Source organism: Kitasatospora sp. NPDC059747, assembly GCF_042732955.1.
Classification (GTDB): domain Bacteria; phylum Actinomycetota; class Actinomycetes; order Streptomycetales; family Streptomycetaceae; genus Kitasatospora.
Map to the genome: position 1 here is coordinate 59,924 of NZ_JBHWGV010000034.1, position 20,357 is coordinate 80,280.

The following is a 20,357-nucleotide window of genomic DNA, read 5'->3' on the forward strand; positions in this document are numbered from 1 at the left end:
GCGGACGACTCCTCGACGGAGGGGGGACAGGACGGCGGTGGGCGCGGCGGGGACCGCGCACATGTGAGCACCCTGTTACCGGGCGCTCACAGATGGTGGCAGAAAGGAGCGACCCGCTACGCCACCCGCGCCACCGGTACGACCACCGTCCCACGTTCGGGTGAATGGAGAAACGTATCTTCTCCCTCGGTCTGCCCGATTGGACCACTCGTACGAACGGGTTTGAAACCCCGTTGACCGCCGCCGACCGGCGGCGGTCCGCTGCTGCCCCGTCAGCGGGCGACGCGGGCGACCCAGGCGGCCGGGTCGTGGATCTCCTCCTTGGTCGGGAGGGTGTTCGGGGACGTCCAGACCCGGTTGAACCCCTCCATCCCGACCTGCTCCACGACGCCCCGGACGAACACCGCGCCGTCCTGGTACTGGCGCAGCTTGGCGTCCATACCGAGCAGCCGGCGCAGGAGCAGGTCCAGCCGGTTCGCGCCGCGGTCCCGGCGCTGCTGGAACTTCTCCCGGATCTCCGCGACCGTCGGCACCACCGACGGGCCGACCCCGTCCATCACCACGTCCGCGTGGCCCTCCAGCAGCGACATGACCGCCGTCAGCCGGCCCAGGATCTCGCGCTGCGCGGGGGTCTGCACGACCTCCAGCAACCCGGTGGACGCCCCGGCGGGCTCGCGGCCGCCGACGCCCGACAGGCCGCCGCCCAGCGCGCCGGCCGCGTCGCGCAGGCGGTCCAGCAGGGCGCCCGGGTCGACGTCCGTCTCGGTCAGGAAGGACTGCACCTCGGACTGGATGTGGTCGCGCAGCCAGGGCACCGCCGTGAACTGCGTGCGGTGGGTCTCCTCGTGCAGGCACACCCAGAGCCGGAAGTCGGACGGGTCGACGTCCAGCTCCCGCTCGACGTGCACGATGTTCGGCGCGACCAGCAGCAGCCGGCCCGGGCCGGGCCCGTCCGGGCCGAGGCGCGGCTTGTCGAACAGGGCGGCCGGACTGTCCGGCGCCTCCAGCGAGGGCTCCGCGGGGGCGAAGGTCTCGTACTGGCCGAGCACCCTGGTCGCCAGGAACGCCAGCAGCGCGCCGACCTCGATGCCGGTGGCCTTCTCCCCGACCGAACCGAGCACGCCCGCGGCCGGGCCGTTCGCCCGGCGGGCCTGGAGCTTCTCCACCAGCGGCTGGACGACCGTACGGAACCCCGCCACGTTGGCCCGCACCCACCCGGGGCGGTCCACCACGAGCACGGGCGTCGCGACGGCGTCCGCCAGGCTCGTCGAACGCATCCCGGTGAACGCCCGCACGTGCTCCTCGGCCGCCAGGGCGTGCCGGCGCAGCTCGGCGACCACGGCCGCCGCCTCCGCACGGCTCACCTCCGGCCCCGGCCGCACCAGCCGGGTCGCGGTAGCGACCGCGAGATTCCAGTCGACCATGTCAGATCCGCCACTCGCGCTCGTCATGCCCTCACCGTACGTGCTCCGCCCCGCCCGGGGCAGCCACCGGCCCCACCCACGCCCTGCCCCATCCCGTCACCCCCCAACCACATCCGCCCCGGCCCCTCCGGGAGCCGACCGAACGGCCCGGCGCGCAACGATCGGAGGGCGCGGGCGGGGCCCAGGGGCGACGGGGGCGTGGCCCGAGCGCCCCTGGCGAGGCGACCACACTCGGCCGGCAGGCGGGCCGGCATTCCGGCCGACGCGTTCGCCCGCCTTGGGGCCGCCGGGGGGACGCCCAAGGTGCGCCGCACGAGCGGCGACCGCCGACGCCGCTGGCGCCACAGGCGCTCGCCGGCGGTTGGTGGGCACGGGCCGACGAGGGCACCGCCTCGGCGCAGCGGCCGCCGATCGACGTACGCGGCACCAGCAGCGGATAAGCCCACGCCGGCTGGCGGGCACGGCCGACGAGGACACCGTCCTCGGCGCAGCGGCCGCCGATCGACGTACGCGGCACCAGCAGCGGATAAGCCCACGCCGGCTGGCGGGCACGGCCGACGAGGACACCGTCGTCGGCACAGCGGCCACCGATCGACATGCGCGGCACCGGAGGCGGACCGCCGACACCGTGCTGCCACCCCACGAGCCCCACTGCCGGGCGGCCTATCGCGGCCAGGCGGGGCGCGCGGCCCACGTCCACAGGGCGGTCAGTGGCAGCCGCAGGAGGTGAGGCGGGCGGCCACGCGGTCGAGGGCGGCGCGGGCGGCGTCGGCGTCGGCGTCGGTGCGGGCCATGACGGCGAAGGCGAGGAGGCGGCCGTCGGCGTCGACGACCGTCCCGGCGAGGGTGTTGACGCCGCTCAGGGTGCCGGTCTTGGCGTGGATCAGGCCGGCCGCGTCGGCGGCGCCCGAGCCGGCGCCGTACCGCTTGCCGAGGGTGCCGGTGAAGCCCGCGATCGGGAGGCCGGTGAGGACCGGGCGCAGGGTGGGGTGCTGGTCGGAGGCGGCCAGGGTGAGGAGCTGGACCAGGACGGCCGGCGGGATCGCGTTGCCGCGGTGCAGGCCGCTGCCGTCGTTGAGGGTCACGTTCGTCGTCGTCACACCGAGCCGGCCGAGCTCCTGCTTCACCGCGGTCGCGGCGCCCTCGAAGCTGGCGGGCTGGTGGGCGGCGATGGCCGCCTGGCGGGCGATCGCCTCGGCGATGGTGTTGTCCGAGGTGGTGAGGAGGCGTTCGACCAGGCGGGCGATCGTCGGCGAGTCGACCCGGCCGAGGACGGGGGCGGTGGCGGCGGCCGGAGCCGCGGCGGGCTTGGCCTTGCCGTCGACGGTGATGCCCTGGGCCTTGAGCAGGGCCGCGAAGGCGTCGGCGGCCGCGAAGGCCGGGTCGGCGACGCGCGCCGGCGCGTCCTCGCGGCTCTTCGGGTCGGCTTTGCCCTCGTCGACCATCAGCGGGACGACGAGCGGGATGTTCTCCGCGTCGTAGTTCTCGTGCCGCGGGCTGCCCGTGTACATCGACAGGTCGTAGTCCAGCCGGACCGTCGTCGTCCCGGTCTCCTTCAGGGCGGCGGCGGTCTGCCGGGCGAGCGCGTCGAGCGAGGCGGGGGCGGTGTCGGCGTCCGCGGGCCGGCCGGCGATCTGCACCTGGTCGGCGGGCAGCACGGTGAGCGTCGGGTCGCCGCCGCCCACGAGGGTGATCGCGCCGGGGTCGGCTCCCTTGACCACCCGGGTGGTGAGCCGGGTGTCGCCGGGGATCAGCGAGAGGGCCGCGACCGTGGTGGCGAGCTTGGTGGTGGAGGCCGGCGTCGCCGGGGTGTTCTCGCCGGAGCCGTACAGGAGTCTGCCGTCGGCGGCGTCCCCGACGGCGACGGTGACCGTGCCGAGGCTGCGGTCGCCGAGGGCGGCGGCGAGCGCCTGCTGGAGGCCCTGGGCGGTGGGCTGCGCGGTCTTGTCCCGGCCCGCCTCGACGGCGGCCAGGACGGCGCCCGGCGCCGGGGCCGGGCGGGCGAGCGGGGACGCGCTGCCGCCCGGGGCGGGGGTGCCGCCCTTGGTGGCCGGGGCGGACGTGCCCTGGCTGCCGGGGTCGCCGGAGCGCTTGCCCTTGCCGTGGCCGTTCCTGCCCTGGTCGCCCTGCCCCTGGTCGCCTTGGTCGTCCTGGTTGCCCTGACCGCCCTGGCCCCCTTGTCCGCCCTGGCCGCGGCCGCCGTCGCCGTGCCCGGCGCTGTGCCCGCCCGGCGTCGGGGACGGCTGCGCGTAGGCACCGCCGCCCGAGGCCAGCACCGTCCCGGTGACCAGCAGCGCCACCCCGAACAGTCCCGCGGCCGTCCCCCTGCGGCGGCGCCCCGCCCCGACCCCTGCTCCCACCGACCGGCCCCTTTCCCGAGCACTCGCTCCCGTAGGAGACACTTGGATTCTGTCAGTCCCTACCTTGGAGGAACCGTTGGAGTTCGACGTCCTTATCGAAATCCCGAAGGGCTCTCGTAACAAGTACGAGGTCGACCACGAGACCGGCCGTCTGCGGCTCGACCGGATGCTCTTCACCTCGACCCGCTACCCGGCCGACTACGGCTACGTGGAGGGCACGCTCGGCGAGGACGGCGACCCGCTGGACGCGCTGGTGATCCTGGACGAGCCGACCTTCCCCGGCTGCCTGATCAAGTGCCGCGCGATCGGCATGTTCCAGATGACCGACGAGGCCGGCGGCGACGACAAGCTGCTGTGCGTCCCGGCGACCGACCCGCGCTGGGAGCACCTGCGGGACATCCACCACGTGTCGGAGTTCGACCGTCTGGAGATCCAGCACTTCTTCGAGGTCTACAAGGACCTGGAGCCCGGCAAGTCCGTCGAGGGCGCCAACTGGGTCGGCCGCGCCGAGGCCGAGGCCGAGGTCACCGCTTCGATCAAGCGCCTGGCGGACCAGGGCGGCCACTGAGCCGTCGTTCCGATCTCGATCGAGACCGGTTCGAGGTAGTTCGAGATAGGTCGAGGTAGGTCGGGACAGCCCGGGGCCGGGGTTCGCGGAGAGTCTTCCGCGGCCCCGGCCCTTGCCGTGTCCGGGGCCCTGACGCATCGTTGTTTACCGACGGACTGTCGGCAAGATGTCCGCTTAGGTTAGGCTAACCAAAACTGCCGGGCCCGATTCCGATCCCTGGAGGCCGCATGCCCACGCCCGAGCCCGTCCCGTTCTCCACCGTGCTCCGCACCGCCAGCAGCGAGGAGCACGAGGCCGCGGAGCAGTCGTCGTTCATGAGCCACCTGCTCGGCGGGCGGCTCGGGGTCGAGGCCTACGCGGACCTCACCGGCCAGCTCTGGTTCGTCTACCGGGCGCTGGAGGGCCGCGCCGAGCAGCTCGCGCAGCACCCGCTGGCCGGCCCGTTCATCGACCGGGCGCTGCTGCGCACCGCCGCCATCGAGCGCGACCTGGCGCACCTGCGCGGGCCGCGGTGGCGGGACGGGCTGGAGCCGCTGCCGGCCACCGCCGCCTACGTGGCGCGGGTGGAGGAGCTGGCCGCCGAGTGGCCGGCCGGGTACCTCGCGCACCACTACACCCGCTACCTGGGCGACCTCTCCGGCGGGCAGATCATCCGCGGCGTGGCGGAGAAGACCTGGGGCTTCGAGCGCAAGGGCGACGGCGTCCGGTTCTACGTCTTCGAGGAGGTCGAGAACCCGGCGGCCTTCAAGCGCGAGTACCGGGCCAAGCTGGACGCGGCCGGGCTGGCGATGGACGAGATGGAGCGCCGCCGGGTGGTCGAGGAGTGCAAGCGCGCCTTCGTCCTCAACGGCGCGATCTTCCACGACCTGGACGCGCGCTACCCGCTCGCGTCGTAACCGGGCCCCGGCTCGACCCGAAGGCCCCGGCGGGAGTCGCCCGCCGGGGCCTTCGCGCGTCCCGGGGGTGCGTCAGGACTGCGCGGTCCGTCGGCCGCGGACGAAGGCGGTGGCGCCGCCGCCGACGAGCAGGAGACCGGCGGCGGTGGCCAGCAGTGGGGCCACCGGGGTGCCGGAGCCGGTCGCGGCAAGCACTCCGCCGCCCGGGCCACCGAGGCCGGAGGTCGTCAGCGAGGCGCCGCCGGCCGCGCCCGTGCCCGAACCCTGGCCGCCGGCGGCCGAGTCGGCGCCGGAGCCGGTGGTCACGCCGGCCGGCCGGGCGGTCGGGAGCTGGACGTTCCCGTCGAAGGCCAGCGTGGCGCTGACCGGGTCCAGGGCCGTCCCCTCCGGGTAGTTGGCGAACACCGGCACGCCCTCGGCGGTGAGCGTCGCCGGAACGGCGGACAGCTTCACCACGCCGTTGACCGGCGTCAGGGCGGACTTGGGCACGTCGAGCCTGGCGATCCGGGCGCCGGTCAGCGAAGTCGGCTTGCCGTCCTGGGACTTGCCGTTCACGTCGGCGGTCAGGAAGGCGCCGTCGCGGTCGATCGCCAGGCCGAGCTTGGAGAGCGTGGTGTCGAGCGCGTAGCCGTCCTTGCCGGGGTGGGCGAGGAAGCGGACGGAGCCCGTGAAGCCGGCGGCGAGCGTGTGGTCGGCCGTGTTGTAGCCGCCGGTCGCACCGCCGAAGCGGTAGTCGGACGCGCCGCCGCCGAACTCGACCTTGCCGGCCGCCATCGGGCTCGCGAGGTACTTCCGGAAGCTGTCCTTGACCGTCCAGTCGAGGGTCCCGTTCACGACCGGCAGCCGCCCGGCGGCGGGCGTGCCGGTGCTGGTCGGCGTGCCGGTGCTGGTCGGCGCGGCGGTGGCGCTCGCGGACGGGGAGCCGGTGGCACTCGGCGACCGCGTCGCGGACGGCGAGCCGGTGGCGGTCGGGGAGGCCGTCCCGCTCGGCGTGGACGTGGCCGACGGCGAGGCGGTGGGCTGCCCGGTGGGCGAGGCGGTCGCGGTCGCGGACGGCGAGCCGGTGGCGGTCGGGGACGGCTTGGCCGGGGCCTGCTTCAGCAGCAGCGACAGCGGGTCCATCTCCGTTCCCGCCGGGTAGAAGCCCGCGAACGCCTTGGCGCCCTGCTCGGTCAGCTTCGCCGCCGCCGGGGAGCCGCTGGTGGTGTCGCGCCCGACGGTGAACGTCACCAGCGGCACGTCCTCCCGCCGGGTGATCTCGGTGGCCCCCATCGACTCCTTGGAGGCGGTGTCGGCGGTGAGCGTGCCGGTCGTCCCGGAGGTGGTGATCCGCAGGTCGCTCAGCGCGATGTCCAGCGCGCCGTGGTGCGCGGTGAAGCGAACGCCTCCGGTGAAGGACGAGCTCAGCGCGTGCGTCGTCAGGTCGTACGCGGCGCTCCCGAAGCCGAAGTGGAAGCTCCCGTCGGCGTTGGCGGTCGCGCCGCCGGTCAGCTCGATCGCGCCGCCCTGGGAGGCCGGGCCGGTGACGTAGGTGCGGAAGCTGCTCTTCACGCCCCAGTCCAGCGCGCCGGAGTCGTACGTGACGCTGCCCGGCCCGCCCGCGCCGAAGGCGAGCGCGGGGGCGCCGAGGGCGGTCAGCCCGAGGCCGGTGGTGACGGCGGCGAGGGCCGCCAGTCGGGTGCGGTTGCGGGACATGGTGGTGAACTCCGTTCGGGGGGACGGGGGGAGGCCGGAGGAGGGGTTGTCAGGAAGCCCGGCGACGGCGTCGCAGGAGCACACTGCCGGTCGCCGCGAGCGCGGCCACCAGCGCCGCCCCGCCGGCCACGGCCGCCACAGGGACGCCGTCCGGGGAGGACGACGCGGCGACGGGTGCGGCGGAGGAGGTCGCGGAGGCGCCCGGCACGGCGGCCGGGGCGCTGCCGAGGTCCGGCAGCGGGGGCAGCGCGGCGGCCGGGTCGAGGGCGACGGCGAAGCTCAGCGGGTCCATCGCGGTGCCGGCCGGGTAGAGGCCGCCGAAGGCCTTGGCACCCGTCTCGGTGAGCGTGAGCGGCAGCTCGACGGCCTTTAGCAGGCCGCCCTCGGACGTGAGGCCGGCCGGGTCGAAGACGGCCAGTTCGGCGCCGGTGAGCTGCTGGACGGCACCGTCCGGCGTCCGGCCGGAGACGTCGGCGAGGAGGCGCCCGCGGCCGCCGGCCACGGTGACGCCGGGGTTGGCGACGGTGAGGTCGAGGCCGTCCGTGCCGCCCGTCCGCAGGCCGGTGAAGCGGACCGTGCCGGTGAAGGCGGCGGTGAGCTCGCCGGTGGCGGGGTCGTACGTGCCCTTGGCCGGGCTCCAGCGGTAGAACGCCCCGCCGTCGGCGGCTCCGGCGCCGAGCTCCCAACGGCCCTGGGCGATGGCGCCGGTGACGTAGTCGCGGAAGGTTCGGCGCACGCCCCAGTCGAGGGCGCCGGCGGCGAACTCGGTGCGGGCGGGAGCCTGGGCGGTGGGCTCGGCGGTCGGCGCCGGGGCGGTGCTGGGCTCGGCGGTCGGCGTCGAGGTCGGCATCGGTGTCGGTGCGGCACTCGGCGAGGGCGCCGCGGATGTCGCCTGCGCAGCCGGGAGGTTGACCGACAGGGTGACCGGATCGAGGGCCGTGCCGGCGGCGTAGAAGCCGGCGAAGGCCTTCGCTCCGGCGTCGGTCAGGGTGGCCGGCACGTTGCTCAGGGTCAGGGTCCCGGCCGCGCCGCGCAGGTCGACCCCGGCCAGCGACAGGTCCGCGACCTTGGCCTGGCTCGCACCGCTCACCTGGCCGGTCTCCCGCGACTTGCTGCTGACGTCGGCGTAGAGCCCGGCCGCGCCGCCCTGGACGGCCCGGAAGGTGACCCGTCCGAGGCTCAGGTCGAGCGCGTCGGCGCCGTTCTCCTGGTGCCCGGTGAACCGGACGCCGCCCGAGAAGGCCGCGGTGAGCGCGCCGGTCGCCGGGTCGTAGGTGCCGTTCGCGGAGTGGAAGCGGAAGGCGGTGCCGCCGACCGTGGCCGCGCCCCCGGTCAGCGCCCAACTCCCCTTGGCGATCGGCCCGGTGACGTACGTCAGGAAGGACTGCTTGATGCCCCAGTCGAGCCGCCCGCCGGAGACCCGGCCCTCCGCGGCCGCCGCCGGCCCGGGCGACAGGCCCACCGCCAGCAGGGCGGCGAGGACGGCCAGCAGGGCGGCGGCCGGACGGCGGAGCCGGCGGGACAGAGGCACGGCGGATCACTCCTGGCGCGACAGCGATGGACGGCGGTGGACGAACGGGGGGACGAACGGGGGCACGGCGAGCCGAGGGTGCGGCGCAGTGCCGACCCCCTTGCGAAACTCAGGTAAGGCTAACCTAATATAAGAGTCAAGAGTCCCGCCGCCCACCCCACCCCACCGGACCGGAACGGGCGGCAACTCCCAGCGAAGGGAAGCACGTTGAGCAGCCGTACGATCCGATCCCGGACCGCCCGCGGGCCCGTCCTCCTGGCGCTCGTCCTCGGCCTGCTGCTCGCGCTCACCGCCTGCGGCTCCGGCGCGGGCACGGCCGGCAGCGCCGCCACCCGCGCCCCCGACGCCGTCGAACCGCTGCCCGGCGAGCCCGCCCCGCGGCTCCCGGCCACCGTGGCGTCCGCCGACGGCCGCCAGGTGACCGTCACCAGCGCCGACCGGATCATCCCGCTCAACGGCAGCCTCGCCGAGCTCGTCTTCAGCCTCGGCCTCGGGCCCAGGGTCGTCGCCCGGGACGTCTCCACGACGTTCCGGCAGGCCGCCGCGCTGCCGGTGATCACCCAGGCCCACGACGTCTCCGCCGAGGGCGTGCTGTCGCTGCACCCCACCGTCGTCCTCGCCGACCGCTCGACCGGCCCGGCCGAGGCCGTCGCGCAGATCCGCGCGGCCGGCGTCCCGCTCGTCGTCCTGGACGACGCCAAGCAGCTCGCCGACGTCGGCCCGCGCATCGACACCGTCGCCTCCGCGCTCGGCGTCCCGGACGCCGGACGGCAGTTGAAGGAGCGCACCGAGCAGCGGACCGCCGAGGCCAGGGCCGCGCTCCCGGCCACCGACCGGCACCCCAGGGTCGCCTTCCTCTACCTGCGCGGCAGCGCGTCCGTCTACCTGCTCGGCGGCCCGGCCTCCGGCGCCACCTCGCTGATCGAGGCCGTCGGCGGCGAGGACGCGGGCAAGGCCGCCGGGCTCACCGGCGACTTCACCCCGCTCACCAGCGAGGCCCTGGTCAAGGCCGCACCGGACGCGATCCTGGTGATGAGCAAGGGCCTGGACTCCGTCGGCGGCGTCGACGGCCTGCTCAAGCTGCCCGGCGTCGCCCAGACCCCGGCCGGGCTCGACCGCCGGATCGTCTCCGTCGAGGACGGACAGCTGCTCAGCTACGGCCCGCGCACCCCGCAGGTGCTGCGCGAGATCGCCGCCCAGCTCTACCCGGCGGACGCCAAGTGAGCACCGCCGTACGGGAGAAGGCCGCACCCGGGAAGACCGCCGCGCTCCCCCGCCCGCGCAGCCGCGCCACGCTCGTCACCGCCGCGCTCGCCGCCGCGCTCGTGCTGTGCGCCCTGCTCGCGGCCGGGACCGGCGCCTACCGCATCCCGCTCGGCGACATCCTCGCCTCCGCCGCCCACCGCACCGGCCTCGGCGGCCACGCCCTCGACCGCGTCCCCGAGTCGGTGCTGTGGAACGTCCGGCTGCCCCGGGTCGTGCTCGCCCTGCTGGTCGGCGGCTCACTGGGCTGCGCGGGCGCGCTGATGCAGGGCGTGTTCGGCAACCCGCTCGCCGAGCCCGCCGTGATCGGCGTCTCCTCCGGCGGCGCGGTCGGCGCGGTGGCCTGCATCGTGCTCGGCCTGGACGCCCTCGGCACCTGGACGGTCACCGCGTTCGCCTTCGCGAGCGGTCTGCTGACGGTCCTCGCGGTGTACGCGCTGGCCCGCAGCGGCGGGCGCACCGAGGTGGTGACGCTGATCCTCACCGGCGTCGCGGTGAACGCCTTCTGCGGCGCGCTGATCGGCCTGTTCCTGTTCGCCGCCGACTCCGCCGCGATCAGCCAGGTCACCTTCTGGCAGCTCGGCTCGCTCTCGCAGGCCACGTGGGGCAAGGTGCTCGCCGTCCTGCCGTTCGCCGTCGCCGGCCTGGCCGTCGCCCCGCTGTACGCGCGCCGGCTGGACCTGCTCGCCCTCGGCGAGCGCCCGGCCCGTCACCTCGGGGTGGACGTCGAGCGGATGCGGCTCGTGCTGATCACCGTCGTGGCGCTGCTCACCGCCGCGGCCGTCGCGGTCAGCGGCATCATCGGCTTCGTCGGACTGGTCGTCCCGCACCTGCTGCGGATGGTCGCCGGGCCGGGCCACCGGTTCCTGCTGCCCGCCTCCGCGCTCGGCGGCGCGCTGGTGCTGGTCGTCGCGGACCTCGCCGCGCGCACCCTCGCCGAGCCGGCCGAACTGCCGCTCGGCGTGCTCACCGCGCTGATCGGCAGCCCGTTCTTCTTCTGGCTGCTGCGCCGGACCCGCACCAAGCAGGGAGGCTGGGCATGAGACTGCGGACGAACCGCGAGGTGCCCGCACGACCGCTCCCCGGCACCGAGCTGCTGGCTGCCGCGGACGTCCGGCTGACCGTCGGCGGGCGCGAGCTGCTGGCCGGCGCGTCGGTCCGGGTGGCCGCCGGCGAGGTGGTCGCGCTGCTCGGCCCGAACGGTGCCGGCAAGTCGACGCTGCTGTCCGTCCTCGCCGGGGACGTCGTGCCGGACGGCGGCGAGGTCCTCCTCCACGGCCGCGCCCTCGGCGGTTACGGCGCCGCCGAACTCGCCCGGCACCGCGCGCTGCTGCCCCAGGCGGCGGCGCTGTCCTTCCCGTTCCGGTCCGGCGAGGTGGTCCGGATGGGCCGCGCGCCGTGGGCCGGGACGGCGGCCGCCGCCGAGGACGAGGCGGTGGTCGCCGAGGCCATGGCGGCCACCGAGTCCGCCGCGTTCGCCGAGCGCCCGTTCACCGCCCTCTCCGGCGGCGAACGGGCCCGGGTGGCGCTCGCCCGGGTGCTCGCCCAGCGCACGCCGCTGCTGCTCCTGGACGAGCCGACGGCCGCCCTCGACCTGCGCCACCAGGAACTCGTGCTGCGGGTCGCCCGGGCGCGCGCCGCCGCCGGGGACGGCGTGGTCGTCGTCCTGCACGACCTCTCCCTGGCGGCGGCCTACGCGGACCGCGTGGTGCTGCTGACCGGCGGCGCGACGGTCGCCGACGGACCCGTCGCCGAGGTGCTGCGCGCGCCGCTGCTCAGCGAGGTGTACGGGCACCCCGTGGAGGTGCTGGCGCACCCGCGCACGGGCGTGCCGCTGGTCCTGCCCGAGCGGTAGCGGTCAGTCCTCCAGGCGGAAGCCGATCTTCATCCCGACCTGGAAGTGCTTGACCCGTCCCTCCTCCAGGTGCCCCCGGACCTGCGTCACCTCGAACCAGTCGAGGTTGCGCAGCGTCCGGGAGGCCCGCTCCACGCCGTTGCGGATGGCGGCGTCGACGCTCTCGGTCGAGGATCCGACGATCTCGGTCACCCGGTACACGTGTTCGGTCATGGCTCGGCTCCCTCAGCTGTGCGACGGCCCCCGGTCCACCGTGCACCGCCCCCGCCCCGCCCGCACGCCGACCGCCGCCACGAGCGTCGGAACCGCTGCGCCGAAACGCCCGGAACGCCTGGCCCGCCCAGAACGCCTGGAGCGCCTGGCCCGCCTAGAACGCCGCCCGTACCTGCCCGACGGGCACGCCGCCGCCGAGCAGCGGGGCCGCGCCGATGCGCTCGACGGTCTCGTCGGCGCCCGTCACCCCGAGCCGGCGCAGCGCCGCCGCCAGGACCGGCCCGCGGGCCCGCTCGGCGCCGTCGTCGATCTTGAAGGCGAGGGCCCGTCCGTCCGGCAGCGCCACCACCTGGACGGCCTCGGCGCCCATCTTGGACAACGCGCCCGGGACGGCCCGCATCAGCCAGGTGTCGGCCCGGCGGGTGCCGGCCACGTACTCGGGGTGGGCGCGCATCGCGTCGGCGACGCGGCGCTGCGCGGTGCCCTCGGCGGCGAGCACGAACGCCCGGTAGCCGCGGGCCAGGCCGGTCAGCGAGACGGCCAGCAGGGGCGCCCCGCAGCCGTCCACGCCGGCGTGGGCGACGCCCTCGCCGGTGGCCTCCTCCAGGGCCTCGCGGGCCAGCAGCTGGATCGGGTGGGCCGGGTCGAGGTAGCCCTCGGTGTCCCAGCCGTTGGCGACGCACGCGGCCAGCCAGCCGGCGTGCTTGCCGGAGCAGTCCATCAGGATCGGGGCGCGCTCGCCGCCGGAGCGCAGCAGCAGCTCGGCCTCGGTCTCGTCGAGCGGCAGGTCGGCCGGGGTGCGCAGGGCGGACTCGTCCAGTCCGGCGGAGGCCAGGATGGTCCGGACACCAGCGCGGTGAAACGTTTCTCCAGAGTGGCTGGAGGCCGCCAGTGCCAGCAGCTCGCCCTCGATCTCCAGCCCGGCCCGCAGCGTGGCCACCGCCTGGAACGGCTTGGCGGTCGACCGGGGGAAGACCGGCGCGCCGGGGTCGCCGAGCGCGAACTCGACCGAGCCGTCGGCGGCGAGCAGCACCAGCGAGCCGTGGTGCCGCCCCTCGGTGAAGCCCGAGCGTATGACCTCGGCGAGAACGGTCGGGGTGGCGGACTGGGGCATGGCGGAGCCTTCCGGGGCAGGGGTGGACCGGGGGCGAGCCGGGCCCCACCCGCCCATGGTGCCTCACCCGGTCAGAGGGGGCCGCCCGCGAGCAGGTCGTCGACCCGTGCTTCCCCATCACGGTACCTGCGGGTGATCTCGGCGTTGCAACCGTCCGCGGTGCGCAGCAGCCGCTGCCGCCGTCCGGAGACCTCCTGCTCGTGCGCCCGCAGCCGGTCCAGCGCGGCGAGCAGTTCCGCGGCCGGGTGCGCGGCGAGGTCGGCGAGCTGGACGTCGCCCATCAGCGCGTCCGCCTCCAGCTGCGACTCGTGGCCCCGCGGCGGCCCGAGCGTGACGTGCCGGGCCGAGCGCCGCACGGTGGAGGGCGCGTCGGTGAGGATGGCCGGCAGCCGGTCCAGCAGGTCGCCGGACGGCCCCTCGGCGCCGCCCGCCCCCGCCGCGCGCGACCGGCCGCCCGGGCGGCGGTCCAACTCGGCGCGCAGGATGTCCATCCGGCCGTGCAGCAGCCGCCGCAGGTAGGAGAGGTCGGCCTCCTGTTCCAGGGTCTCCCGGCGCAGGATCCGCAGCTGGTCCAGGCCCAGCCGCTCCAGATCGGGCTCGTCGTCCCCGGTCGCCCGCCCGGACCGGTCCTGCGCGCTGCTCGCGTCCATCACCCAACCACCTGCCGTCGTCCGTTCCCGCCCGCTCGCGGCACCCCGTCCCTGCCGCCGTCCGGCCCGTCCCCCGACGGACCGTGCGCGTCCCGTCCGTTGGCACGCCCGGACACCCCCGAAAGGTTCCGGTCCCCGGCGGACACCACCCGCCGGGGCGACACCGCCAGAACGCCTGACCTACCGGCTCGACCGCCCGGCCGAACCCGGACCCGGGGCGGCGGACCTCCTGGCGCCCCGGGCCGTATGTACGGTGCCCCAGCGTGCCACCCCGCCCGGCGCGCGCGCACCGCCCGTGCACCCGAACGGCCCCCTGGCGAACGGGGGTGGCTGATATGACGAGGTCTTTGCCCAGGAAGAACGGCGCCCGACCCAGCGCAGGCGTGCGCAACCCGGCGCGCGCCACCGCCTCACACGCCTCCCCCGGTGCGTACGGATCCCCCCTCCTGGGTGACCCCGTTCGGCTCCGGCACAATGGCCGCATGCGAGCAGTGGTGCAACGGGTGAGCGAAGCCAGGGTGACGGTGGCCGGAGAAACCGTCGGCGCGATCGAGGGGCCCGGGCTCTGCGCCCTGGTCGGCGTCACCCACGACGACACAGCCGCCAAGGCCGCCCAGCTGGCCCGCAAGCTGTGGACGCTGCGCCTGCTGCCGGCCGACGGGGACGGCGTCGAGCAGTCCTGCTCCGACCTCGCCGCCCCGCTCCTGGTGATCAGCCAGTTCACCCTCTACGGCGACGCCCGCAAGGGCCGCCGCCCCACCTGGAACGCCGCCGCCCCCGGCCCGGTCGCCGAGCCGCTGGTGGACGAGGTCGTCGCCCAGCTGCGGGCGCTCGGCGCCAAGGTGGAGACGGGCCGGTTCGGCGCCGACATGCAGGTGGCGCTGGTGAACGACGGCCCGTTCACCGTCATCGTCGAGGTCTGAGCCCGGCCGCGGCGGCCCGGGGGGCTACTGCGGGACGATCACGTCCTGCGTGCCCGGCACCGTCCCGGCCAGCAGCACCGCGTCCACCGGCACGTTCCGCTTGACGATCGCCAGCGCGATCGGCCCCAGCTCGTGGTGGCGCGCCGAGGACGTGACGAAGCCGAGCGCCCGCCCGTCCGGGTCGGACGCGAGCCGCACCTCGGTGCCGTGCGGGGGCAGCGTCTCCTCGGTGCCGTCCAGGTGCAGGAAGACCAGCCGGCGCGGCGGGCGGCCCAGATTGTGCACCCGGGCGACGGTCTCCTGCCCGCGGTAGCAGCCCTTCTGCAGGTGGACGGCGGTGCGCAGCCAGTCCACCTCGTGCGGGATGGTCCGGTGGTCGGTCTCGAAGCCGAGCCGCGGCCGGTGGCCCTCGATCCGCAGCGCCTCGTACGCCCACACGCCGGCCGCGGGCCCGTACCCGGCGGTGAGCTTCTCCAGCTCGGCGCGCGGCACGAACAGATCGCGCCCGTAGGGGAGTTCGCGCACGGCGGCGGCCCCCTCGACGGAGCTGCCGGAACCCGCCGGCAGGTGCACGACCGCGTAGTCGGCGGTCGCGTCGGCGACCTCGACCCGGTAGAAGAACTTCATGCTCTCCAGGTAGGCGACCAAGTCGCCCTGGGTGCCCGGCTCGACGTGCGCCCACGTGGTGGTGCCGTCGTCGACGAGGTAGAGCGCGTGCTCGACGTGCCCGTTCGGGGAGAGCACCAGCGCCTCGGTGGCCTCCTGCGGCGGCAGCGCGCTGACGTGCTGGGTGAGCAGCAGGTGCAGCCAGGACAGCCGGTCCGCGCCGGTGACGGTGACCACGCCGCGGTGCGAGAGGTCCACGAAGCCGTCGCCCTGCGCGAGGTGGCGTTGCTCCCGGAAGATGTCGCCGTAGTGGGCGGCGACGCCCTCGTCGGCCCCCTCGGCGGGGACGGCTCCGGGCAGGGCAAGCAGCGGGCTCTTCACACCGGTCATACCGGTCAGCTTACGACTGGCCGTCCGCGAGCTTGGCGGTGCAGTCGGCGCAGCGCCCGAAGATGGCGAAGTGCTTGAGGTCGGTGTCGAACCCGTGGCGCGCGCGCAGGCTCTCGATCAGCGGCTCGGCGATCTCGGTGTCCGTCTCGGTGACCTCGTCGCAGTCCCGGCAGACCAGGTGCAGGTGGTGGTGGCGCCCGGCCAGGTGGTACGTCGGGGCGCCGTGGCCCAGGTGGGCGTGCGAGACCAGGCCGAGCTCCTCCAGCAGCTCCAGCGTCCGGTAGATGGTGGAGATGTTGATGCCGCTCGCGGTCCGCCGCACGTGGCTCAGGATCTCGTCCGGGGTGGCGTGGTCGAGCGTGTCGACGGCCTCCAGGACGAGCTGGCGCTGGGGCGTCAGCCGGTAGCCGCGTTCCCGCAGGTCGGCCTTCCAGTCTCCGGAGAGCTGCCAGTCGGTGGTGCCGGTGTCCGCCACGATGCTGTCCCTGCCACGGTCGGGGGTCCTTGGAACAAGTGTAGGGACCGGCCGCGGGCCGGTCCCTACGTCGTGCGCGGGTGGTGACCACCCGCGCGGTGCCTGCCGGAGGCCTGCTGGAGGCCTACTTGAAGAAGGCGATGCCGTCGTCCGGCAGGTCGTTGATGTCCTTGATCAGCTGCGCCGGGCTGAGCACCTTCTTGAGCTGCGCGGACATGTACGGCCGCAGCGGCACGCTCGGGGCGGCCTTCTCGCCGACCCAGAGCAGCTCGCCGTTGACGAAGCCGTAGAGCCGCTTGCCGCCCGAGTACTCCGGGGAGCCCTCGATCCGGGCGACCGCGTCGGTCGAGACGTCGACCTGCGGCTTGCCGTCGGCCAGCTCGCCGTACCAGATCTCGACGGTGCCGTCGTCACGGACGGAGGAGATCTCGATCCCGCGCGCACCCGAGGTGCCGTCGTGGTTGCTGGTGATGCGCCAGAACGCGTGCTCGTTCTCCAGCGGGCGGACCTTCTCGCCCTCCTCGTTCAGCACCCAGGTGCGGGAGCGGAACTCCAGGAAGGGGCGGCCGTCGTGCCGGATCACGATCTCCTGGCCGAAGTTGCACTTCTCCGTGCCCGGGAAGTCATAGACTCCCGCGCCCTCCCAGGTGCCGAGGAGGAAGGCGAGCGGGACGACGTCCTTGTGGAGGTCAGAGGGGATCTCGATCATGTTCCTGGTCGCTGTCGTCGGTGTGGGGCTGCTTCAACCGTACGGCAGGCTCAGCGCTGGCCCTGGTACAGCTTCATCACCGAGAAGATGGCGAACCAGGTGATCAGCACGGCCATGAGGGCCAGCAGACCGTCGAAGAACATTTCCAGACCGGACACGGGGGGCTCCCAGGCGGCGACAGTGTGGTGGATTTTGCTGGCGCTCACTCTATCCGCCGGGTATCGGCCGGTCGCGGTGAGCCCCACCACGTCGCGTTTCCGCCGCCGCGCCGGCGCCCTCCGCGCGGCGACTTCCGCGCGCCGCCGAAGGTTTCCCCGCGCGATCCGGGGATTCCGGGAACCGGACGTTCCGGGCGCTCTAAGGTGGCGCCATGTCGAAGAAGCTCGTCATCAAGGTCACTGCCGGCTCCGACGCCCCGGAGCGGTGCTCGCAGGCGTTCACGGTGGCGGCCGTGGCCGTCGCCAGCGGCATCGAGGTCTCGCTCTGGCTGACCGGGGAGTCCTCCTGGTTCGCCCTGCCGGGGCGGGCGGCGGAGTTCGAGCTGCCGCACTCGGCGCCGCTGCCCGACCTGCTGGAGTCGATCATGGCGGGCGGCACGGTGACGCTGTGCACCCAGTGCGCGGTGCGCCGCGGGATCGAGCAGAAGGACACCGTCGACGGCGTCCGGATCGCGGGCGCGCAGGTCTTCGTCAGCGAGATCATGAGCGACGGCGTGCAGGCGCTCGTGTACTAGCCGGGCAGCGGGGCTAGGGGTCCCGCCGCTCGTGGTCGGGGTGGTCCCGGTCGTGGCCGGGCTCGTCCCACTTCGGGTCGTCCCAGCGGGGGTCGTTCCACCAGTCGTCGTCGGGGTCGCGCTTGTTGGCGAACACCGCCGCGGCCGGCGGGATGACCGCCGCGACCACGCACAGCGCGATCGCTGCGGGCACCGAGAAGAACCGCACCACGCCCCAGGCCAGGACGAACATGCCGAGGCACCCGCCCATCATGGCGAAGTAGTAGCGGCGTCGCCGGCTTGCCTGCACGTCTCCACGGTACGACCGAGGGCCCCGCCGTGGCAGGGCCCTCGTCGTTTCGCCTTCCGCCGCCTTCCGCGGGGCGGGAATCAGACCGCGATCGCGACCTCGACGGCGGTGCCCTGGGAGGCCACCACCTGACGGTCCACGGTCTGCCCCGGCACCAGCGCGCGCAGGGTCCACTTGCCCGGGCGGGCGAAGAACCGGAACTGGCCGGTCGCCGAGGTGGGCACCTCGGCCGTGAACTCTCCGCCCTCGTCCAGCAGCCGGACGTAGCCGTTGACCGGCTCACCGTCGCGGGTCACCGAACCCTGGATGATCGTCTCGTTCGCCACGTCAACTCCTGCCAGGTCCGGGCCGCCGGCCTTCGCACCGCACATGTCTGTCTCCTTCTGACTTACGGGTCGAGCCGGGGGCTCAGTTGCTGCCGAGCTCGATCGGCACGCCGACGAGGCTGCCGTACTCGGTCCACGAGCCGTCGTAGTTCTTCACGTTCTCCTGGCCGAGCAGCTCGTGCAGGACGAACCAGGTGAGCGCGGAGCGCTCGCCGATGCGGCAGTAGGCGATGGTGTCCTTCGCCAGGTCGATGCCCTCGGCCTCGTACAGGGCCTTGAGCTCGTCGTCGCTCTTGAAGGTGCCGTCGTCGTTGGCGTTCTTGGCCCACGGGATGTTGCGGGCGCTCGGCACGTGACCGGGGCGCTGCGACTGCTCCTGCGGGAGGTGGGCCGGGGCGAGCAGCTTGCCGGAGAACTCGTCGGGCGAGCGCACGTCGACCAGGTTGAGGGTGCCGATGGCGGCGATCACGTCGTCGCGGAAGGCGCGGATCGACGAGTCGGCGGCCTGCGCCGTGTACTCGGTCGCGGCGCGGGCCGGCACCTCGGAGACGAGGTCGCGGGAGTCCAGCTCCCACTTCTTGCGGCCGCCGTCCAGCAGGCGGACGTCGCCGTGGCCGTACAGCTTGAAGTACCAGTAGGCGTACGAGGCGAACCAGTTGTTGTTGCCGCCGTACAGGACGACGGTGTCGTCGTTGGCGATGCCCTTGGCGCTGAGCAGCGCCTCGAAGCCGGCCCGGTCGATGAAGTCGCGGCGGACCGGGTCCTGGAGGTCCTTCTTCCAGTCGATCCGGACGGCGTTGCGGATGTGGTTCTTGTCGTACGCGGAGGTGTCTTCGTCGACCTCGACGATGACGACCTTCGGGTCGTCCAGGCGGGCCTGGACCCAGTCGGCGTCGACCAGGACGTCGCTGCGGCTCATGGTGGTGTTCTCCATCCGGGGGCGGTTGGCGGAAGGTGCTGCTCAGCGGGGTGCTGCGGGACGCTCGGCCTGCTCCGGTCCGAAAGTCCGTCCGAATGATGGGACGGAGGAGGGTGTCCGGGACGGCCGGGCGGGGAATCGCGGTGTGCGTCGGCGGAGGTCGGCCGAAGTGGCCGGACGGAATCGCCGGAGGATCGGCGGCGGGCAGCAACTGCCCTGCCGGGATGCCGAGTTAGCGCATTCGACACAGACAGGCGGCCACGCGGCACAGGTCGACCGCCCGCCGCTTCGTGAGATCCGTCTGTCGCTTCATGTCGACGATGCTAGGGACACCGACGGCCCGCTGTCATCAGCGTATCGGATACCGAGACCAGATCGACCGAATGCCGAGATTTGACCCTCCGCAGCCCGCCGGGCAGCGGGCAGCGGCGCCACGGCGGCCCTCCGGGGCCGGAAACGACACCGCTCCGCGGTCGGCGCTGGACAGCGCGTCTCGCGGAGCGGAACGAAGCCGACCGGGTCGGCCGATCGGGTGAGTGGTCAGCCGAGGAGCTTGACGCCCCGACCGTCGAAGTTCAGCTGCAGGCCGCCCTCGGTCGGCGTCACGCCGTCCTTGTCGGCCAGCTTCAGCCCGGCCGGCAGCGAGTCGAGGGTGAAGCTCACCGGGTCGATCTTCTGGCCGGTCGCCCCGGCGAACATCCCGGCCAGCCCGCTGAGCTGGAAGCCGTCCGCGGTGACGGTGTTCCCCTCGCTGTGCACCGAGCCGGTGCCCACCGGCAGCGGGCCGAGCGACGCCTTGACCTTGCCGGGACCGCCGTAGGACAGGCTCAGCCGGGTGTTCGAGCCCACCGGGAGCTTGCCGCCGCCAGGCATCAGCTGGGCGGCCGGCGGCAGCAGCTGGGCGAGGTCCGCGTAGGTGATCAGACCGCTGCCGGTGCCGCTGTCCACGGTCGCGGAGTTGAGGCTGTCACTCACCCGGACGCCCGACAGCCGGGCCTTGAACCCGTGCAGCGCCACCTGGTGGCCGCCGTCGTTGATCATCAGGTTGTCGGCCGAGATGCGGACGTCGTCCAGCTTCTTGGACAGCACCTGGGTGAGGAACGGGAAGCCCCCGATCGAGACGTCCGGGCGCTGGCTCATCCGGCCGCTGCTCACCATCCGGTCGGCGGCCTCGTCCTCGGCCACCCCGACCGCGATCCGGTCGGCGCCCAGCAGCAGCCCGGAGAGCACCACCAGGCCTATCGTCGCCTTCAGCCATCCGCGCATCGCACTCCCCCGTCGTCGCCGGTCGCCGTCGTTCGCCGCCTCACGGCGGCGGCCCGCAACGGGCCTCCGCACGACCGTACGACGTCCGGCCCCCGCCACGGGGTGGCGGGGCCGGCGGGGGGGCGGGGGGGCCGGGCGGGGCCGGGGGCCCG

The 20,357-nt window shown here is 74.5% G+C and carries 22 protein-coding genes; 7 read left to right on the forward strand and 15 right to left on the reverse strand.

The annotated features are described in order from the left end of the window. Positions 1-272: 272 nt before the first annotated feature. Positions 273-1,451, reverse strand: coding sequence for a zinc-dependent metalloprotease (locus ACFV4G_RS17370; RefSeq protein WP_380441119.1), 1,179 nt, complete (start codon positions 1,449-1,451; stop codon positions 273-275). Positions 1,452-2,131: 680 nt separating this feature from the next. Beyond that, positions 2,132-3,784 (reverse strand): D-alanyl-D-alanine carboxypeptidase/D-alanyl-D-alanine-endopeptidase, encoded by a 1,653-nt coding sequence (gene dacB / locus ACFV4G_RS17375; protein ID WP_380441121.1) that lies wholly within the window; start codon positions 3,782-3,784, stop codon positions 2,132-2,134. A gap of 76 nt (positions 3,785-3,860) precedes the next feature. Here dacB and ACFV4G_RS17380 point away from each other — a divergent pair, with 76 nt between their 5' ends. Then, a complete protein-coding gene (locus ACFV4G_RS17380) occupies positions 3,861-4,352 on the forward strand; it encodes an inorganic diphosphatase (protein WP_329932372.1) in 492 nt (163 codons plus the stop codon). A 227-nt stretch (positions 4,353-4,579) separates the two neighbouring features. Further along, on the forward strand, positions 4,580-5,248 hold the full coding sequence (locus tag ACFV4G_RS17385; protein WP_380441123.1) for a heme oxygenase (biliverdin-producing): 669 nt from the start codon (positions 4,580-4,582) through the stop codon (positions 5,246-5,248). 72 nt (positions 5,249-5,320) lie between these two features. Here ACFV4G_RS17385 and ACFV4G_RS17390 read toward each other — a convergent pair whose 3' ends face one another. Next, positions 5,321-6,943 (reverse strand): HtaA domain-containing protein, encoded by a 1,623-nt coding sequence (locus ACFV4G_RS17390; RefSeq protein ID WP_380441125.1) that lies wholly within the window; start codon positions 6,941-6,943, stop codon positions 5,321-5,323. Between the two features lie 49 nt (positions 6,944-6,992). Then, a complete protein-coding gene (locus tag ACFV4G_RS17395) occupies positions 6,993-8,474 on the reverse strand; it encodes an HtaA domain-containing protein (RefSeq protein WP_380441127.1) in 1,482 nt (493 codons plus the stop codon). Positions 8,475-8,681: 207 nt separating this feature from the next. Between ACFV4G_RS17395 and ACFV4G_RS17400 the strand changes: the two genes are divergently transcribed. From ACFV4G_RS17400 to ACFV4G_RS17410, 3 genes are read left to right on the forward strand one after another with little or no spacing between them, the layout of a single operon-like run. Continuing rightward, positions 8,682-9,698: a hemin ABC transporter substrate-binding protein gene (locus ACFV4G_RS17400; RefSeq protein WP_380441129.1), complete on the forward strand. Its 1,017-nt coding sequence runs from the start codon at positions 8,682-8,684 to the stop codon at positions 9,696-9,698. Further along, positions 9,695-10,780 carry a FecCD family ABC transporter permease gene (locus ACFV4G_RS17405; RefSeq protein WP_380441131.1) on the forward strand — a complete coding sequence of 362 codons (1,086 nt, stop codon included), beginning with the start codon at positions 9,695-9,697 and terminating at the stop codon, positions 10,778-10,780. Before ACFV4G_RS17400 ends, ACFV4G_RS17405 begins: the two co-directional genes overlap by 4 nt. Further along, a complete protein-coding gene (locus ACFV4G_RS17410) occupies positions 10,777-11,592 on the forward strand; it encodes a heme ABC transporter ATP-binding protein (protein WP_380441133.1) in 816 nt (271 codons plus the stop codon). The genes ACFV4G_RS17405 and ACFV4G_RS17410 overlap by 4 nt, the downstream gene beginning before the upstream one ends. Positions 11,593-11,595: 3 nt before the next feature. Here ACFV4G_RS17410 and ACFV4G_RS17415 read toward each other — a convergent pair whose 3' ends face one another. The 3 genes from ACFV4G_RS17415 to ACFV4G_RS17425 all read right to left on the reverse strand — a co-directional run bounded on the left by ACFV4G_RS17415 (position 11,596) and on the right by ACFV4G_RS17425 (position 13,569). Next, on the reverse strand, positions 11,596-11,805 hold the full coding sequence (locus ACFV4G_RS17415) for a dodecin (protein ID WP_380441135.1): 210 nt from the start codon (positions 11,803-11,805) through the stop codon (positions 11,596-11,598). A 154-nt stretch (positions 11,806-11,959) separates the two neighbouring features. Then, the gene (locus ACFV4G_RS17420; protein WP_380441137.1) at positions 11,960-12,919 is read right to left on the reverse strand and encodes an asparaginase; all 960 of its coding nucleotides are present in this window, start codon (positions 12,917-12,919) and stop codon (positions 11,960-11,962) included. 71 nt (positions 12,920-12,990) lie between these two features. Next, a complete protein-coding gene (locus ACFV4G_RS17425) occupies positions 12,991-13,569 on the reverse strand; it encodes an ABC transporter substrate-binding protein (protein ID WP_380441139.1) in 579 nt (192 codons plus the stop codon). Positions 13,570-14,051: 482 nt separating this feature from the next. On the opposite strand from ACFV4G_RS17425, the gene dtd reads away from it, so the two are divergent. Next, entirely contained in the window at positions 14,052-14,492 is a 441-nt protein-coding gene (gene dtd / locus ACFV4G_RS17430; protein ID WP_380441141.1) for a D-aminoacyl-tRNA deacylase, read from the forward strand. A gap of 24 nt (positions 14,493-14,516) precedes the next feature. Here dtd and ACFV4G_RS17435 read toward each other — a convergent pair whose 3' ends face one another. From ACFV4G_RS17435 to ACFV4G_RS17445, 3 genes are all read right to left on the reverse strand, one after another. Further along, entirely contained in the window at positions 14,517-15,479 is a 963-nt protein-coding gene (locus ACFV4G_RS17435) for a YgfZ/GcvT domain-containing protein (protein ID WP_380441155.1), read from the reverse strand. 19 nt (positions 15,480-15,498) lie between these two features. After that, positions 15,499-15,963, reverse strand: a complete 465-nt coding sequence (locus ACFV4G_RS17440) for a Fur family transcriptional regulator (protein WP_380441143.1) — start codon at positions 15,961-15,963, stop codon at positions 15,499-15,501. Positions 15,964-16,087: 124 nt separating this feature from the next. Next, entirely contained in the window at positions 16,088-16,672 is a 585-nt protein-coding gene (locus ACFV4G_RS17445; protein ID WP_380441145.1) for an FABP family protein, read from the reverse strand. Positions 16,673-17,042: 370 nt separating this feature from the next. Here ACFV4G_RS17445 and ACFV4G_RS17450 point away from each other — a divergent pair, with 370 nt between their 5' ends. Continuing rightward, positions 17,043-17,405, forward strand: coding sequence for a DsrE family protein (locus ACFV4G_RS17450; RefSeq protein WP_329932323.1), 363 nt, complete (start codon positions 17,043-17,045; stop codon positions 17,403-17,405). A gap of 13 nt (positions 17,406-17,418) precedes the next feature. On the opposite strand, the gene ACFV4G_RS17455 is transcribed toward ACFV4G_RS17450, so the two are convergent. From ACFV4G_RS17455 to ACFV4G_RS17475, 5 genes are all read right to left on the reverse strand, one after another. Beyond that, positions 17,419-17,694, reverse strand: coding sequence for a DUF3099 domain-containing protein (locus ACFV4G_RS17455; protein WP_380441147.1), 276 nt, complete (start codon positions 17,692-17,694; stop codon positions 17,419-17,421). Between the two features lie 80 nt (positions 17,695-17,774). Then, on the reverse strand, positions 17,775-18,065 hold the full coding sequence (locus tag ACFV4G_RS17460) for a DUF1416 domain-containing protein (RefSeq protein WP_030059605.1): 291 nt from the start codon (positions 18,063-18,065) through the stop codon (positions 17,775-17,777). Positions 18,066-18,102: 37 nt separating this feature from the next. Further along, entirely contained in the window at positions 18,103-18,939 is an 837-nt protein-coding gene (locus tag ACFV4G_RS17465; RefSeq protein WP_380441149.1) for a sulfurtransferase, read from the reverse strand. Between the two features lie 232 nt (positions 18,940-19,171). Further along, positions 19,172-19,252, reverse strand: a complete 81-nt coding sequence (locus ACFV4G_RS17470) for an Ms5788A family Cys-rich leader peptide (RefSeq protein ID WP_350517234.1) — start codon at positions 19,250-19,252, stop codon at positions 19,172-19,174. A 227-nt stretch (positions 19,253-19,479) separates the two neighbouring features. After that, a complete protein-coding gene (locus tag ACFV4G_RS17475) occupies positions 19,480-20,205 on the reverse strand; it encodes a DUF2993 domain-containing protein (RefSeq protein ID WP_380441151.1) in 726 nt (241 codons plus the stop codon). Positions 20,206-20,357 lie beyond the last annotated feature (152 nt).

Coding starts and splice junctions, on each gene's coding strand:
- ACFV4G_RS17410 (WP_380441133.1), top strand. CDS start 10,777: ATGAGACTGCGGACGAACCGCGAGGTGCCCGCACGACCGCTCCCCGGC.
- ACFV4G_RS17415 (WP_380441135.1), bottom strand. CDS start 11,805: ATGACCGAACACGTGTACCGGGTGACCGAGATCGTCGGATCCTCGACC.
- ACFV4G_RS17475 (WP_380441151.1), bottom strand. CDS start 20,205: ATGCGCGGATGGCTGAAGGCGACGATAGGCCTGGTGGTGCTCTCCGGG.
- ACFV4G_RS17470 (WP_350517234.1), bottom strand. CDS start 19,252: ATGAAGCGACAGACGGATCTCACGAAGCGGCGGGCGGTCGACCTGTGC.
- ACFV4G_RS17370 (WP_380441119.1), bottom strand. CDS start 1,451: ATGACGAGCGCGAGTGGCGGATCTGACATGGTCGACTGGAATCTCGCG.
- ACFV4G_RS17460 (WP_030059605.1), bottom strand. CDS start 18,065: ATGTGCGGTGCGAAGGCCGGCGGCCCGGACCTGGCAGGAGTTGACGTG.
- ACFV4G_RS17425 (WP_380441139.1), bottom strand. CDS start 13,569: ATGGACGCGAGCAGCGCGCAGGACCGGTCCGGGCGGGCGACCGGGGAC.
- ACFV4G_RS17420 (WP_380441137.1), bottom strand. CDS start 12,919: ATGCCCCAGTCCGCCACCCCGACCGTTCTCGCCGAGGTCATACGCTCG.
- dtd (WP_380441141.1), top strand. CDS start 14,052: ATGCGAGCAGTGGTGCAACGGGTGAGCGAAGCCAGGGTGACGGTGGCC.
- ACFV4G_RS17450 (WP_329932323.1), top strand. CDS start 17,043: ATGTCGAAGAAGCTCGTCATCAAGGTCACTGCCGGCTCCGACGCCCCG.
- ACFV4G_RS17465 (WP_380441149.1), bottom strand. CDS start 18,939: ATGAGCCGCAGCGACGTCCTGGTCGACGCCGACTGGGTCCAGGCCCGC.
- ACFV4G_RS17390 (WP_380441125.1), bottom strand. CDS start 6,943: ATGTCCCGCAACCGCACCCGACTGGCGGCCCTCGCCGCCGTCACCACC.
- ACFV4G_RS17445 (WP_380441145.1), bottom strand. CDS start 16,672: ATGATCGAGATCCCCTCTGACCTCCACAAGGACGTCGTCCCGCTCGCC.
- ACFV4G_RS17385 (WP_380441123.1), top strand. CDS start 4,580: ATGCCCACGCCCGAGCCCGTCCCGTTCTCCACCGTGCTCCGCACCGCC.